Below are 14,722 nucleotides of genomic sequence, written 5' to 3' on the forward strand. Positions count from 1 at the left end.
TCAGGACGAGGCCAACATCGCCACCCTGCGTATCGACGGCGACAAGCCGCAGCTCACCACCCAGACGCGTGACGTGCAGCGTCGCGAGCACATCGCGCACGGCGTCATCGACAGCTCGCTGTTCGGCGCGGCCTCGCAGGCCGGCATGAGCAACGCGATGGTGCTGAAGCTTGCGGAGGTGTTCAAGTTCGATATCGACTTCGTGCAGGACCTGCGCGTCGGCGACAACTTCACCGTCGTCTACGACGACGTGTACAGCGATGGCGCGTTCCTGCGGGAAGGCGACATCGTCGCCGCCGAGTTCGTCAATCAGGGCAAGCGCTACACCGCGTACCGCTACAAGAACGGCGACGGCAAATACAGTTACTTCAGCGAGGAGGGTCGCCCGCTCACCGGTTCCTTCCTGCGCATCCCGGTCGACTTCACCCGCATCTCCTCACAGTTCAGCGCCGGCCGCATGCATCCGATCCTCGGCAAGATGCGCGCTCACAAGGGCGTGGACTACGCCGCGCCCACCGGCACGCCGATCCACGCCGCCGGCGATGGCGTCGTCAAGTTCCGCGGCTGGATGAACGGCTACGGCAACTTCGTGGTCATCCAGCACAACGCCACGATCAGCACCGCCTACGGCCATATGTCGAAGTTCGCCAACCTGCGCGTCGGCCAGCGTGTCAGCCAGGGCAGCACCATCGGTTTTGTCGGTATGACCGGCCTCGCCACCGGCCCGCATCTGCACTACGAATTCCGCGTCAACAACGTGCAGCGCGATCCGCAGACGGTCACCCTGCCCAAGCCCGAGCCGCTTCCGGCCGCGCAGCTGGCCAGGTTCAAGAAGGAAGTGGTCGGTCCGCAGCTCGCCCGCCTGAAGCAGGTCGACAACAGCACCAGGCTTGCACGCGCCGACAACGGCACGAAAAGCACCGACTGATTCGTGGCCAACGCTGACGGCCTCTACATCGGCCTCATTTCCGGAACCAGCGCCGACGGCATCGACGCCGCGCTGGTCCGCTTCGAGAACGAGTCGCCGGCGCTGGTCGCCGGACTGACGCATCCCTGGAACGATGACCTGCGCCGGCTGATCCTCGCCGTGGCGCAGGACGAGGAGCGACTCGACCTCGACCGCTATGGGCGGCTCGATGTCGCCGTTGGCCTGGCCTTCGCGGAGGCGACGCACGCCGTCCTAGGTATGGCGGGCGTACGCGCCGATGAGGTCGTCGCCATCGGTTCGCATGGGCAGACGATTCGTCATCGCCCGAGCGGAGACCACCCGTTCACCCTGCAGATCGGCGACGCCTCCGTGATCGCGGAACGTACGCGCATCGATACCGTGGCCGACTTCCGCCGCGCCGACGTGGCCGCCGGCGGCCAGGGCGCGCCGCTGGTGCCGGCGTTCCACGCGACGGTACTGCGTCCCTCGGCCGGTTCGCGCGTCGTACTCAATCTGGGCGGCATCGCCAACGTGACACGGCTGGGCGCGGACGGTGGCGTCACCGGCTTCGATACCGGTCCCGCGAACGGATTGATGGACGCGTGGTGTCTTCGTCATCGCGGCGAAGCGTTCGACAGGGACGGCCGCTTCGCGGCATCGGGCCAGATCGACGAACGCCTGCTTGCCGGATTGCTGGACGACGCCTACTTCGCCCTGCCACCGCCCAAGAGCACCGGTCGCGAACATTTCCACCTCGCGTGGCTGGACATGCATCCGCGCGTGGCCGAACTGCCTCCTGAAGATGTGCAGGCGACACTGCTCGCCCTGAGCGCGGTGAGTATCGCCGACGCGATCGGGCGGCATGCGCCGGATGCCGTCGACGTCATCGCCTGCGGTGGTGGCGTGCATAACGCCGCGCTGATGGGCGCGATCGCCGCACGCCTCGAAGGGCGCCCGCTATTGCGGAGCACGCAGTTCGGGATCGATCCCGACATGATGGAGGCGATGGCGTTCGCGTGGCTTGCTTATCGCCGACTGCGCGGCGAGCCGGGAAACCTGGCGGCGGTGACAGGGGCGACTGGCCCCCGGCTGCTGGGTGCCCTCTACGCGGCACCGCTGAGCTGAATCCATCGAGCGACGGCTAGAACGTCTCGGACGGCTGTGACGCCTGCCGGGTCGCGGCGTCGGCGAGCGACGACGGCGAGGCTTGCGCCAGCGCCGCGAGTGCCTCCTGGAACGCCGCCTGCTCTTCGGCATCCCACGCACCGGTGAGGTGGGCGATGTCACCGGGTTCGAGCAACAGCTCGCTGAACACGTCGCCCGGACTCAGACCCAGCCCGTAACGCAACGCGTGGAGAATGACTTCATTGATCGACCAGCGGCGTTCCCGGGCGAGCGCTTTGATCCGCTCAGCCATTTGCTCGTCGATATGTCTTACAACGATATCTGGCACGTGCGTTACCTCCTCGCGCATGCCCCCTGTGCCGGAAATCTTACACAGTTTTCGCACGTTGCAAAGACAGGCCGTTCGGCCTAATCCGTGTTGACGGCCTCGGGACGCGGCATCTTGCGCCACAGCAGACCCAGCAGGACGAGCGTCGGCACGATGGAAACCGTACTCACGATGAAGAGCGCCGCGTAACCGGAATCCTTGACCAGAAAGCCGGAAAGACCGCCCATCAGCTTGCCGGGCAGGTTCGCCAGCGCACTGAGCAAGGCGTACTGCGTGGCGGTGAACTGACGGTTGACCAGCCCCGACATGAAGGCCACCAGCACGGGGCCCGCGAAACCTTGCGCGAAGTTGTCCCCCGACAGCGTGGCCACGAAAGCCCACGTCTGACCCGGATTCATCGCCATCAGCAGATAGAGCAGGTTCGACAACGCGACACCGACAGCGGCGACGGCGAGCAGGCGCCGCATCTCGAAGCGGGTCACGGCCCAGCCGCCCAGCAAGGCGCCGGCGATGCCGATGATGACGCCATACACCTTGGAGACTTCGGCGATCTGCGTCTTGCTGAAGCCCGCATCCAGATAGAACGGATACGCCATGACGCCGAGCATCTGATCCGGTAGGCGGAACAAGGCCACGAAAAGCAGCAGCGCCAGTGCCAGGCCAAGGCCGTAACGGGACAGGAAATCGCGGAACGGACCGACGAAGCCCTCCTGAATGGCGACGCTCAGCGGCACGCGCTCGCGCACGCGGTGCTCCGGCTCGCGCGCCACCAGCACCGCCACGATGGGAACGACGAGCAGCGCGCATATCGCGACGTAGCCGCGCTGCCAGCCGAGCGCATCGGCCACGATCAGGATGCCTGCGCCGCCCGCAATGAGGCCGAGGCGGTAGCCGAGCGTGTACGTGGCCGCGAGGGCACCCTGCGCTTCCGGCGGAGCGATCTCGACTCGGTACGCATCCACCACGATGTCGATGGTCGCGCCGGCGAAGGCGGCCACCAGCGTCACGCCCATGAAACGCGCCAGCGAAAGGGTCGGCGGGAAGCTCGCCATGCCGAGCAGACCGATACCGAGCAGGATCAGGGCGAACAGCAACCAGCCTCGACGCAGTCCCAGTCGTCCGAATAAAGGCAGGCGCCACTTGTCGACCAGGGGCGCCCAGAGAAACTTGAAGTTGTAGGCAAACGTGACGTAACTGGCGACGCCGATGGCGCCGTAGTCGACGCCCGACTCCTTCAGCCACGCGGACAGCGTATTGCCGACCAGCAGGAATGGCAGGCCGGACGCCAGGCCGAAGAACAGCATGATGACCGCGCCCGGCTGGGCGAACGCGGCGCTGACGCCACGCAGGCCCTTGTAGCGGGACGCGCCTGGCGCCTGGCTCACTCGGCGTAATCCACGATGAAGGGGGCGTGGTCCGAGAAACGCTCGTCACGGTAGATCGAGCAGTCGCGCAGGCGGTCGCGCAGACCCGGCGTCACGATTTGGTAGTCGATACGCCAACCCACGTTGTTGGCGCGGGCCTGACCGCGGTTGGACCACCAGGTGTACTCGACGGCGTCGGGCTTCAGCGCGCGGAAGCTGTCCACCCAGCCGATCTCCTTGAAGAGCAGGTCGAGCCACGCACGTTCTTCAGGCAGACAGCCCGAGTTCTTCTGGTTCGACGTCCAGTTCTTGATGTCGTTTTTCGTGTGGACGATGTTCCAGTCGCCACAGAGCACGTACTCGCGTCCGCTGGCCGCCCACTCACGAAAAATCGGGGTCAGCCATTCCATGATCCGGAACTTGTACTGCTGACGCTCGTCACCGGATGAGCCCGACGGGATGTAGAACGACACCACGCTGAGGTTGCCGTAGCGCGCCTCGATATAACGCCCTTCGCAATCGAAGTCCTCGCGGCCCAGCGACACGCGTACTTCGTCCGGCTCGCGCTTCGAGTAGATCGCCACGCCGCTGTAGCCCTTCTTGCTGCGCGCGTCGTGATAGAAGCAGTGATGGCCGTCCGGACGGAACATCGGATCGGTGAGCTGCGACTCCTGGGCCTTGGTTTCCTGCAGGCAGACGACGTCCGCATCCTGTGCGCGAAGCCAGTCGAAGACACCCTTCGTGGCGGCGGAGCGGATACCGTTGGCGTTCAGAGAAATGATGCGCATGGGACCTTGATCGGGTATTCGACGATCCCGCCATCATACCTGCGCCTACAATGAGCGCATGAGCCAGCCCGTCCGCGTCACGCCCGTCACCGCCGAACTCCGCCACGCCGTCCTCGATGTCGCGGTGCACCCGGCCCAGCTGCCCTTTGTCGGACGCACGGTCGATTCGATGGCCGATGCCGCCGTCTGCCCGGGCAGCGAGGCCCTGGCCCTGCTGGTCGAGGATGACGTCGTCGGTTACGTGCGCATCGACCGTCGTGCGGTGGCCCTGGGCGACCATCCCCTGGTGGACGGCGCGGTCGCGCTGCGCAGCTTCATGATCGATGCCCGCTGGCAGGGGAAAGGCCTGGGGCGTCGCGCCCTGGATGGCATCCAGGCCTATGTCGAAGGCCGGCACCCGGACAAGGAGCGCATCCTGCTGATGGTGAACGTACGCAACGAAGCGGCGGTCCACGTCTACCGCAGCGCCGGGTACCTCGAACACGACGAGCTGTACCATGGCGGCCCGATCGGCCCGCAGTACGTGATGTGGCGCCTGTTGCATCCCTGGAAACCCTGAGAGAGACCGACGTGCACGACTACCAGCGCGAATTCATTGAACTGACCCTTGCCCGTGACGTGCTGCGCTTCGGCGAGTTCACGTTGAAGTCGGGTCGCAGCAGCCCCTACTTTTTCAACATGGGCCGGATCGACTCCGGTGCCGCCCTCGCCCGGCTCGGCCGTTCGTACGCCGCCGCCGCGACGCGCTCCGGCGTCCCTTTCGACATGCTGTTCGGCCCGGCTTACAAGGGGATCGCCCTGGCCGCCGCGACCGCGATCGCTCTGGCCGACACCCAGGACCGGGACGTGCCGTGGGCCTACAACCGCAAGGAGGCCAAGGAGCACGGTGAAGGCGGCACGCTCGTCGGCGCACCGCTCAAGGGCCGCGTGCTGATCGTCGACGACGTGATGACCGCCGGCACCGCCGTGCGCGAATCGCTCGAACTGATCAGGTCGCAGGGCGCCGAGCCTGCCGGCGTGCTTATCGCGCTCGACCGCCAGGAACGCGGCCAGGGCGAGCTGTCGGCGGCACAGGAAGTGGCGGCACAGTTCGGTATCCCGGTCGTCGCCATCGCCACCCTCGCCGATGTGCTCACCTACGCGGGGGAGCGCCCTGAACTGGCCAGCGAACACGGTCGCCTGCTGGCTTATCGCGAACGATACGGTGTCAGCGCCTGACCGAAAACGGCGACTGCGTCACGCGTAAAAGGCCGCTTGCGTCCGGCAAGCTGGCCTCTCCCCGTGCGCTGGCTATACTCAGCCGACAGGAGGGGGACATCATGCAGGCAGTTCGTTACATCCTCGCGGGGGCGGCACTGTGCCTTGGCACGACCGCGTTCGCCGCGGGTCAGGACAATACGAGAAACAACAGCGCGTTCCGTTACAAGTGGAAGGATGCGAGCGGCCAGTCGTTTTTCAGCGACAGCCTGACGTCCGATGCGATGAAAGCCGGCTACGACGTCGTCAACTCGCAGGGCGTCGTGATCAAACACGTCGACCGTCAGCTGACCACGGACGAACGCGCCGCCGCAAAGAAGCTGGCCGATCAGCAGGCAGCCGCCCAGGCCGCCGCCGATCAGCAAAAGCGCGACGACGCGCAGCTGCTCAACGCGTATCCCAATGAAGCCGCCTTCGCCACGGCGAAGCAAGCGGAACTGGATAACGTCGAACAGGCGGCGCGCACCACGCGGCTGAATCTGCAGGGACAGGAGAAGGCACTGGCCGACCTGCTCAACCGCGCGGGCGACCTCGAACGCGGCAAGCAGCCCGTGCCGCCGTATCTCAGCTCCCGCATCACCGAACAGCGCAACACGGTGGCCGGGTTACGCGCCACGTTGCAGCGCCAGATGACCGCGAAGGATGCGGCCCAGGTGAACATGGACGCACAGCTGAAGCACTACCGCGAACTGAAGGCCGCCGCCGGCCGCTGAGGCCGGCGGATCACCGCTCAGAACGGCAGGGGCAGGTTCCGGTCGACCGCCAGCAGGCGCTGGCGGAAGGCCTGCTTGATACGCTCGAGCGATTTCGCGTTGTCGGCATCGAAACGGAAGATCAGGGCCGGCGACGTATTGGATGCACGCACCAGCCCCCATCCGTCCGGCCAGTCGACACGGATACCGTCGATCGTCGTGACCCGGGCGTCTTCGAAGCTGGATGCGGCGCTGAAGCTTTCCATGAACCGGAACGCCGAGCCCTCCTCCGCGACCGGCATTTTCAGCTCCGGGGTGGAGACGCTCCTGGGCAGCGCATCGAACAGTTCCGCCACGGTGCGTTCCTCGAGATCGCCGGCAACGATCTCGAGCAGGCGGGCGGCGGCGTAGATGCCGTCGTCGAAGCCATACCAGCGATTGTTGTCCGCGAAGAAGAAGTGGCCGCTCATCTCGCCGGCCAGCGCGGCTCCGGTGTCGCGCATCTTGCTCTTGATCAGCGAATGTCCGGTGCGCCACATCAGCGGCACGCCGGCGGCATCCTGGATGACCTTGCGAAGATGGCCCGTGCACTTGACGTCGTAGATGACGGTCGCACCCGGATTGCGGGACAGCACGTCCTGAGCGAACAGCATCAGCAGCCGGTCGGCGAAGATGATCTCCCCGCTGGCCGTGACCACGCCGAGCCGGTCGCCATCGCCGTCGAACGCGATGCCCAGATCGGCGCCGATGGTATGCACCGCCGCGATCAGGTCGCCCAGGTTACGCGGGTCGGACGGATCGGGATGATGGTTCGGGAAGCGACCGTCGACCTCGCAGTACAGCGGAATGACTTCGCAGCCGATGTCCTCGAGGACACGGGGCGCGACGACACCCGCTGCGCCATTGCCCGCATCGACCACCACTTTCAGGCGGCGCTCCGCGGAGACGTCACCGACGATGCGGGCCACATACGGCTCGATGATCGACTGCTCACGCCAGGTGCCGACGCCGTCTTCGCGCAGCCTGCCCTCGACGATCCGGCGATACAGATCGGTGATGGCGGCATCGGCCAGCGTCTCGGCGCCGACCACGATCTTGAACCCGTTGTGATCCGCCGGGTTATGACTGCCCGTCACGGCCACACCGCAGCCGGTACCCAGATGGTAGGCGGCGAAATACACCAACGGCGTGGGAACCAGGCCGATATCGATCACGTCGATGCCGGCGGCACGCAGGCCGTCCGACAATCCCGCGGTCAGCGCTTCACCCGACAGACGGCCGTCCCGGCCGACCACGATCTCGTGCAGACCGCGTTCGGTCATCAGACCGCCGATCGCCTGACCGATACGGCGTGCCACGTCGGGTGAGAGCGACGTGCCGACCACGCCACGGATGTCGTAGGCGCGGAAGATGGACGGATCGATCGCCGCCGGAGCGGTTGCCGGCGCACGCACCGTCTCGCGGACCACGTTGCCGCCTGCCTGTGGCGTCGGCGGGAGGCGCGGCCTCCGCGGCACGTCGGCGACGAGAATCTCGGGCTCGGGCTCGGCTTCGACGACCGTCGGCTGACGACGGCTGGACCAGAGCAGGAAGGCACCGCCGCCCAGCCCGATGAGGGTGAGCAACACGGCCAGGAGTTCGGAATGCGGGATGACGATGAAGGCCTCGGGCATCGCCGCCTTTACATACAAGGAGGTACCGGCGATGACGATCTCCTGCCCGTCCACCCCGACGGAACGCGAACCTTTGGCAAGCAGCGTCGTGCCGGTGTCGCCATCGCCTTGCCTCAGGGCCAGGCGACCGCCGCCCGGCGAGGATGCTTCGAAACGCGCCGCCATGTCGTCGAACGGATACTCGAGCCACGCCCAGGCGCGCACCGTACCGCCGACCGAAATCGGTTCAGCGACCGAGAGATTGCGCTCGCTGCCATGCAGGGTCGTCGCCGCGACTGGCGGCTCGGACGAGCCGAGGGCCGCCATCAGCTGCGCCGCCTTGGCATAGCCGAATTCGCGGAAGTTGGCCCGGACCACTTCGTCCAGCCCGGCGCTGTACACCTCGACGACCTTCGCCGCCGGCAACAGGGCATGTAACCGCGCGGCCGCCGCGGCGTGATCGTCGATCGCCGCTTCCACGGATGGGTCGGCCGCCGCGCGAAGGAACTGCTGGCGTTTCGCGCCGTAAAGGCTGGCAAGCTCGCTCACGGTCTGCCGCTGCGCCGCACGCGTACGCTCGGCCGCGGCACTTTCGTCCGCGATCAGCCAGGCCTGCCATGCACAGAACGCACCCGCCACGATAAGCAGCGTCGCGCCGGCCAGCGGCAGCAAACGTCGCAGATCGGTCCGGGACCCCCGCCCTTCCCCACCCTCTTTCCCAGCCATGGTGCCCCTTGTATCCCTCGGCGAATCAGCCAATACCGGTCGAACCGAACCCGCCTTCGCCCCGCTGCGAAGGTGCGAATCCTTCCACTACGCGCAACCGCGCCCGTCCCACCGGAACCAGCAATAATTGCGCAACCCGGTCACCCGGCGCGATGGTCACATGTGCGTTTCCACGATTCCAGCACGAAATCATCAGCGGCCCCTGGTAGTCGGCATCGATGACGCCCACCAGATTGCCCATGACCAGACCCTGTTTATGCCCCAGGCCCGAGCGCGGCACGATCAGAGCACACCAGGCCGGGTCGCCGATGTGAATGGCCAGACCCGTCGGTACCAGGAGGCTCTCACCGGGGGCCAGCGTCACGGGGGCTTCCACCGCCGCCCGCAGATCCATGCCGGCACTGCCGCCGGTGGCCGGCTCAGGCAAGGGAATGGTGTCGCCGAGCCGCGGGTCGAGGATCTTCAGTTCGATGTCGATCAAGAGGTGTGTCCGTGTGCAGCCAGGAAATGATGGGCGACATGCTGGATCAGATGACGCGCCAGTTCGGTCTTCGGCATCTCGGGTAGCACGATGTCGCCATCGGGCCAGTAGAGATGCAGTGCGTTATCCGCCACCTCGAAGCCCTTGCCCGCCCCCACTTCGTTGGCGGCGATCATGTCCAGGCCCTTCCGACGCAGCTTGTCCTGGGCGTAACCGGACACCTCCCGCGTTTCGGCGGCGAAGCCGACGAGGTACGGATGCACCGGTTGCGCGGCGAGCGTCCCGATGATGTCCGGGTTCTCGGCCAGTTCGAGGCGTAACGGCGCGCCGTCGGCCTTCTTTAGTTTGTGACCGGCGACATCGGCGGGACGGTAGTCGCCGACCGCGGCGGCGCCGATGTAGATAGCCGCGCCGTCGGATGCCGCCAGCACGGCGTCGTGCATCTGACGGGCGCTGCGCACATCCACGCGTCGTACCCCGTGGGGTGTCGGCAGCGATACCGGGCCGGCAACGAGGGTGACGTCCGCGCCGGCATCGCGTGCGGCGGCGGCCACCGCGAAGCCCATGCGGCCCGAGCTGCGGTTGCCGATAAAGCGTACGGGATCGATGTCCTCGTACGTAGGGCCGGCGCTGACCACGACACGACGGCCGCGCAGCGACTGATCGCCGAACGAGGCGACGAGGATGTCGCGGAGTTCATGCGGCTCGAGCATGCGGCCCGAGCCGATGTCGCCGCAGGCCTGATCGCCGTCGGCGGGGCCGAGGACGCCGACACCTCTGACCCGCAGCGTGCCGACATTCGCCTGTACGGCGAGGTTGGCCCACATCTGCTGGTTCATCGCCGGAGCGACGTAAACAGGCGCGGCGGTGGCGAGCACCACGGTGGTCAGCAGGTCGTCGGCATGGCCGTGCGCGAGCCGCGCGAGGGTGTCGGCACTCGCCGGCGCGATCAGAACGCGCTCCGCCCAGCGGGCCAGTTCGATGTGGCCCATCGCGGCCTCGCCCTGCTCGTCCCACAGGCTGACCCGCACCGGCTGCCCCGAAAGCGCCTGGAAGGTGGTCGGTGTGACGAAATGCGTGGCGCCTTCGGTCATCACCACGCGCACCTCGGCCTCGAGGTCGCGCAGGCGGCGGACGAGTTCGCAGATCTTGTAGGCGGCGATACCACCGGTAACGCCAATGAGGATGCGACGCTGGCGAAGACTCATGGCAAAACGGCGCGGTGGCGAGGGGTCATCAAGCTTAGCGGACCGGCTCATGCCTCGCACCCATATTGCCCCGCATTTTCAGAATCGTTCTATCGCCATTCGTCCGCGACGATCCTAAGTTGGGGATCTCTCCGGCCGCGGGCTGGTCATCAGGAAGAACGACTCATGAAGCGGGGGCATCTCCATCGTTCGGCCGTGCGCGACAACGCACCGGCATTCAACGCGACGACCGCCGGCGCGCCCGGCGTACGCGGTCTGACCATCCGGGAGTGGCCGGTCGGCGACCGCCCTCGCGAACGCCTGCTGGCTCACGGCGCGAGCGCGCTGTCCGACGCGGAGCTGCTCGCCGTCGTCCTCGGTAACGGTGTCGCCGGACGGGATGCCGTCGCGACCGGCCGGGCACTGCTCGCCCAAGCGGGCAGCCTCGGCCGTCTGCTCTCGGATCCCGACCAGCTGCCCAGACTCAGCGGCGTCGGGCCCGCCAAGCGGGCACGGCTGGTCGCGACCATCGAACTGGCCCGCCGGTCGTTGAAAGAAGAACTCACCGACCTGCCGGCCATCGGTTCCTCGGAAGATAGCGCCGCTTACCTCAAGGCCCGGCTGCGGCACCTTCCTTACGAGGTGTTCGCCTGCCTGTTCCTGGATACCCGGCACCGGGTGCTCGGGTATGAAGAACTGTTCCGCGGCACGCTCGACGGCGCCAGCGTCTATCCGCGCGAGGTCGTCCGGGCCTGCCTGCGTCACCACGCGGGGGCGGTGATCCTCGCCCACAACCACCCGTCCGGCGTGGCCGAACCGAGCCGGGCGGACCGCGAGATCACCCGCGTGCTGGTCGATGCCCTCAAACTCATGGATATCCGGGTTCTCGATCACCTGGTGATCGGGCAGGGCGAGCCGGTGTCCATGGCGGACCGGGGACTGATCTGAGTCCGGATTTCAGGCAAAAAAAACGGCGCGAGTGCCGCTCGCGCCGTTGGGGTCACCATTTCGAGGGAGGGGCGTGGTGAGCCCTTTGTGCCGTTGGGCCGGGGAGACACCGGGCACACGATGAATTGTGACGATGGGCGATGACAGCCCCGTGACGCGGCGGCGCATCGCGTGTGACGCGTGCGGTGGAACGCTCCGGGAACGACGCCACGGCACTTGCAGGATTCGACTTATGCACATTGCGCCGATTTGCCACTTGGACGTCACAGCTGGTGTCTCGGCGCAAGTCAGTCTTGCAAGCCATTGTTTATGCGTTACTTTAGTTATTACGCTGCGATGTCAACGAGGCGCCATGTGGCGCGAGGTCGCAGCGCGTCGTTATTGCCCACAGAGTTATCCACAGGCTGTGGAAAACCGGGAGCTACCCTGGACGATCGGCCCATGTGGCCCTTCTGATAGGATTGCCGGTTCCATATCCGCGTCGCCCATCCCGTGAAAGCACAGCTGAAACAACTCGTCCTGCAGGCCATCGGGGCTATGCGTGAGTCCGGCAAACTGCCGTCTGATTTCGTCGCGCCCACGTTCGTGATCGAGCGCACGCGCAACCGCGAGCACGGCGACTTCGCCACCAACGTGGCCATGATGATGGCCAAGGCCGCCGGCCGTAAGCCGCGCGATCTCGCCACGGACCTGGTCGAAGCGCTTCCCGCCTCCTCCCTGGTGGGCAAGGTCGACATCGCCGGCCCGGGCTTCATCAACTTCTTCCTGGCGCCGGCCGCCTTCCACGCCGAGATCGATCGCGCGCTGGCCGAAGGCGACCGCTACGGGCACAACCGCGACGGCGGTGGCCGTACGGCGGGCGTCGAGTTCGTCTCGGCCAACCCGACCGGCCCGCTGCATGTCGGCCATGGCCGCGCGGCGGCGATCGGCGACAGCCTGAGTCGCCTGCTGGCCGCCAGCGGCTGGAAAGTGTTCCGCGAGTTCTATTACAACGACGCGGGCGTGCAGATCGCGAATCTGGCCCTGTCCACGCAGGCGCGCGCCAGGGGCATCGCCCCGGACGAAGCGGGCTGGCCGGAATCCGGCTACCGCGGCGACTACATCGCCGAAGTGGCCCGCGCCTTTCTGGCGAAGGAATCGGTCGAAGCCGACGGCGAGACCGTCGTCGGTACCGGTGACGCCGACAACCTGGACGATATCCGTCGCTTCGCCGTGGCCTACCTGCGCAACGAGCAGGATCTGGACCTCAAGGCGTTCGGTGTCGGTTTCGACGTGTATTACCTCGAGTCGTCGCTCTACAGCGAGGGCCGGGTCGACGAGACCGTGAAGGAACTCGTGGCCCACGGACATACCTATGAGGAAGGCGGCGCGCTGTGGCTCCGCTCGACGGATTTCGGTGACGACAAGGACCGCGTCATGCGCAAGTCCGATGGCACGTTCACCTATTTCCTCCCGGACGTGGCCTACCACCGCACCAAGTGGCAGCGCGGCTACGAGCGCGCCATCACCGAGCTGGGTTCGGATCACCACGGCTCCCTGGCCCGCGTGAAAGCCGGCCTGCAGGCGCTCGACACCGGCATTCCGAAGAACTGGCCGGAATACGTGCTGCACCAGATGGTGACGGTGATGCGCGGCGGCGAAGAGGTGAAGATCTCCAAGCGCGCCGGTTCCTACGTCACCCTGCGCGACCTCATCGACGAAGCGGGCCGTGACGCCACGCGTTACTTCCTGATCGCCCGCAAGGCGGATTCGCAGCTGGTCTTCGACATCGACCTGGCCCGCTCGCAGAGCAACGACAACCCGGTCTATTACATCCAGTACGCGCACGCGCGCGCCAGCCGCGTCTTCCGCGAACTGGCCGACCGCGGGCTGTCCACGGATCGGGGCAACGGTCTCGCGAAGCTCGACCTGCTCGCCACCGAGCACGAGTCGGCGCTGATGGTCGAGCTGTCGCGTTATCCCGAAATGGTCGAGTCGGCAGCCGCCAATCTGGAACCGCACCTGATCGCGCAGTATCTGCGCGAACTCGCGGGCACGCTCCACAGTTACTATCACGAGCATAAGTGGATCGTGGACGACGCCGATCTGCGTGACGCCCGCCTCGCGCTTGTGGCGGCCACGCAGCAGGTGCTTCGCAACGGTCTGGATCTGCTGGGCATTTCGGCCCCGGAGAGCATGTAAATGGCAACACGCAAGAAGGCGACGAAAGGCCGTCAGGCCGTCCGCAACGGTTCGAGCGGCGGCATGCCCGGCTGGGGCTGGGCACTGATCGGCATCCTCGCCGGCGCCCTGCTCATGGCCTTCGCCATGCGCGGCACGCTGATTCCCATGATGCAGAAGCAGCAGGGCCCGGCGCCGAACCCGGAAGCCACCGCGCAGAAGGGCAGCGACCCGGGCGTCGTCGAGCAGACCGCACCCGAGAAACCGAAGAAGCCGTCGTACGATTTCTACTCGGTGCTCTCGGAGAAGGAAGTCCGCATTCCGGACGCCGAGATCCGCGCCCAGGCCAGTGCCGAAGCCCAGCAGCAGAAACAGCAGCAACTGGCCGCGCAACAGACCCAGCAGGCGCAGGCTCAGCAGGCTGCCGCCGCCCAGCAGCAGGCTCAGGTGCAGCAGGCCGCGGCGAATCTGCCGAAGGCCGCGACGCAGACGGTCACCGCCGCTCCGTCACAGCCCGCCGCCCCCGCTGCCGCGACGGGCAGCCCGGGTTACCTGTTGCAGGTTGGCGCGTTCCCGAGCGCCGCCGATGCGGAGGCATTGAAGGCCAAGCTCGCCTTGCAGGGCTTCGTCGCCAACGTCCAGTCGGTGAAGGTCGGTTCGCAGACCTACAACCGCGTGCGTCTCGGCCCGTTCAAGTCGGCAACCGATCTGGAAGGCACCAAGCAGCGCCTGCAGTCGGCGGGCATCAGCGCCATTGCCCTGAAGGAAGGCGGCTGAGGTCACTCCCTCGCCGCCGCCAAAAAAATCCCGCCGAATGAACTGACCCCAAGAAGTTGGACAGTTTGAGCTAGGCACTCAAGGCCTGGGTCCGGTATTGCACCGGACTCAGGCCTTCTAGTTTCAGCTTGATGCGTTCGTGATTGTAATAGTGGATGTAGTCGTCGATGCCGCGCTTGAGCTCTTCGACGCTATCGAACTGGTTGAGATGGAAGTATTCGGCCTTCAGCGTGCCAAAAAAGCTCTCCATCGCTGCGTTATCAAGACAGTTACCCTTGCGCGACATGCTCTGCGTGACCGCCCGATCGG

General features: G+C 66.4%; 15 protein-coding genes (1 of these 15 cut by a window edge). 8 read left to right on the forward strand and 7 right to left on the reverse strand.

Annotated features, from left to right (window positions below; all coding sequences use genetic code 11):
* Together B5X73_RS20230 and B5X73_RS20235 are read left to right on the forward strand one after the other, a co-directional pair.
* A protein-coding gene (locus B5X73_RS20230) for an OapA family protein (protein ID WP_079523062.1) crosses the window boundary here: on the forward strand, positions 1–928 show its 3' portion. The gene continues 572 nt to the left of window position 1, outside the view; 928 of the gene's 1,500 nt are visible here — the last part of the coding sequence; its start codon lies off the left edge, out of view; it ends in the stop codon at positions 926–928.
* 3 nt (positions 929–931) lie between these two features.
* Entirely contained in the window at positions 932–2,053 is a 1,122-nt protein-coding gene (locus tag B5X73_RS20235) for an anhydro-N-acetylmuramic acid kinase (protein ID WP_079523063.1), read from the forward strand.
* 16 nt (positions 2,054–2,069) lie between these two features.
* Here B5X73_RS20235 and B5X73_RS20240 read toward each other — a convergent pair whose 3' ends face one another.
* From B5X73_RS20240 to B5X73_RS20250, 3 genes are all read right to left on the reverse strand, one after another.
* Positions 2,070–2,381 carry a ribbon-helix-helix protein, CopG family gene (locus B5X73_RS20240; RefSeq protein ID WP_051944325.1) on the reverse strand — a complete coding sequence of 104 codons (312 nt, stop codon included), beginning with the start codon at positions 2,379–2,381 and terminating at the stop codon, positions 2,070–2,072.
* 80 nt (positions 2,382–2,461) lie between these two features.
* Positions 2,462–3,685 carry an AmpG family muropeptide MFS transporter gene (locus B5X73_RS20245; protein WP_079523071.1) on the reverse strand — a complete coding sequence of 408 codons (1,224 nt, stop codon included), beginning with the start codon at positions 3,683–3,685 and terminating at the stop codon, positions 2,462–2,464.
* 77 nt (positions 3,686–3,762) lie between these two features.
* Entirely contained in the window at positions 3,763–4,533 is a 771-nt protein-coding gene (locus B5X73_RS20250) for an exodeoxyribonuclease III (protein WP_079523064.1), read from the reverse strand.
* Positions 4,534–4,591: 58 nt separating this feature from the next.
* Between B5X73_RS20250 and B5X73_RS20255 the strand changes: the two genes are divergently transcribed.
* The 3 genes from B5X73_RS20255 (at position 4,592) to B5X73_RS20265 (ending at position 6,503) form a co-directional block, all read left to right on the forward strand.
* On the forward strand, positions 4,592–5,092 hold the full coding sequence (locus B5X73_RS20255; protein ID WP_079523065.1) for a GNAT family N-acetyltransferase: 501 nt from the start codon (positions 4,592–4,594) through the stop codon (positions 5,090–5,092).
* A gap of 11 nt (positions 5,093–5,103) precedes the next feature.
* A complete protein-coding gene (gene pyrE, locus B5X73_RS20260) occupies positions 5,104–5,751 on the forward strand; it encodes an orotate phosphoribosyltransferase (protein WP_079523066.1) in 648 nt (215 codons plus the stop codon).
* Positions 5,752–5,852: 101 nt separating this feature from the next.
* Positions 5,853–6,503, forward strand: a complete 651-nt coding sequence (locus B5X73_RS20265) for a hypothetical protein (protein WP_043691662.1) — start codon at positions 5,853–5,855, stop codon at positions 6,501–6,503.
* A 17-nt stretch (positions 6,504–6,520) separates the two neighbouring features.
* Here B5X73_RS20265 and B5X73_RS20270 read toward each other — a convergent pair whose 3' ends face one another.
* The 3 genes from B5X73_RS20270 to coaBC are packed head-to-tail and all read right to left on the reverse strand — an operon-like array spanning position 6,521 to position 10,549.
* Entirely contained in the window at positions 6,521–8,860 is a 2,340-nt protein-coding gene (locus B5X73_RS20270; RefSeq protein ID WP_079523067.1) for a phosphomannomutase/phosphoglucomutase, read from the reverse strand.
* Between the two features lie 25 nt (positions 8,861–8,885).
* Positions 8,886–9,341 (reverse strand): dUTP diphosphatase, encoded by a 456-nt coding sequence (gene dut / locus B5X73_RS20275; RefSeq protein WP_079523068.1) that lies wholly within the window; start codon positions 9,339–9,341, stop codon positions 8,886–8,888.
* A complete protein-coding gene (coaBC, locus tag B5X73_RS20280; protein WP_079523069.1) occupies positions 9,338–10,549 on the reverse strand; it encodes a bifunctional phosphopantothenoylcysteine decarboxylase/phosphopantothenate--cysteine ligase CoaBC in 1,212 nt (403 codons plus the stop codon). The genes dut and coaBC overlap by 4 nt, the downstream gene beginning before the upstream one ends.
* Positions 10,550–10,804: 255 nt before the next feature.
* Between coaBC and radC the strand changes: the two genes are divergently transcribed.
* From radC to B5X73_RS20295, 3 genes are all read left to right on the forward strand, one after another.
* The gene (gene radC / locus B5X73_RS20285; protein ID WP_036118650.1) at positions 10,805–11,476 is read left to right on the forward strand and encodes a RadC family protein; all 672 of its coding nucleotides are present in this window, start codon (positions 10,805–10,807) and stop codon (positions 11,474–11,476) included.
* Positions 11,477–11,968: 492 nt separating this feature from the next.
* A complete protein-coding gene (gene argS, locus B5X73_RS20290; RefSeq protein WP_079523070.1) occupies positions 11,969–13,657 on the forward strand; it encodes an arginine--tRNA ligase in 1,689 nt (562 codons plus the stop codon).
* The gene (locus B5X73_RS20295) at positions 13,658–14,413 is read left to right on the forward strand and encodes an SPOR domain-containing protein (RefSeq protein WP_043691654.1); all 756 of its coding nucleotides are present in this window, start codon (positions 13,658–13,660) and stop codon (positions 14,411–14,413) included.
* A 70-nt stretch (positions 14,414–14,483) separates the two neighbouring features.
* Here the strand turns inward: B5X73_RS20295 and B5X73_RS20300 are convergent.
* On the reverse strand, positions 14,484–14,722 hold a 239-nt coding region (locus B5X73_RS20300; protein WP_139382866.1), incomplete at its 5' end, for an IS3 family transposase.

It is taken from the genome of Luteibacter sp. 22Crub2.1 (assembly GCF_900167995.1).
GTDB classification, from domain to species: Bacteria; Pseudomonadota; Gammaproteobacteria; order Xanthomonadales; family Rhodanobacteraceae; genus Luteibacter; species Luteibacter mycovicinus.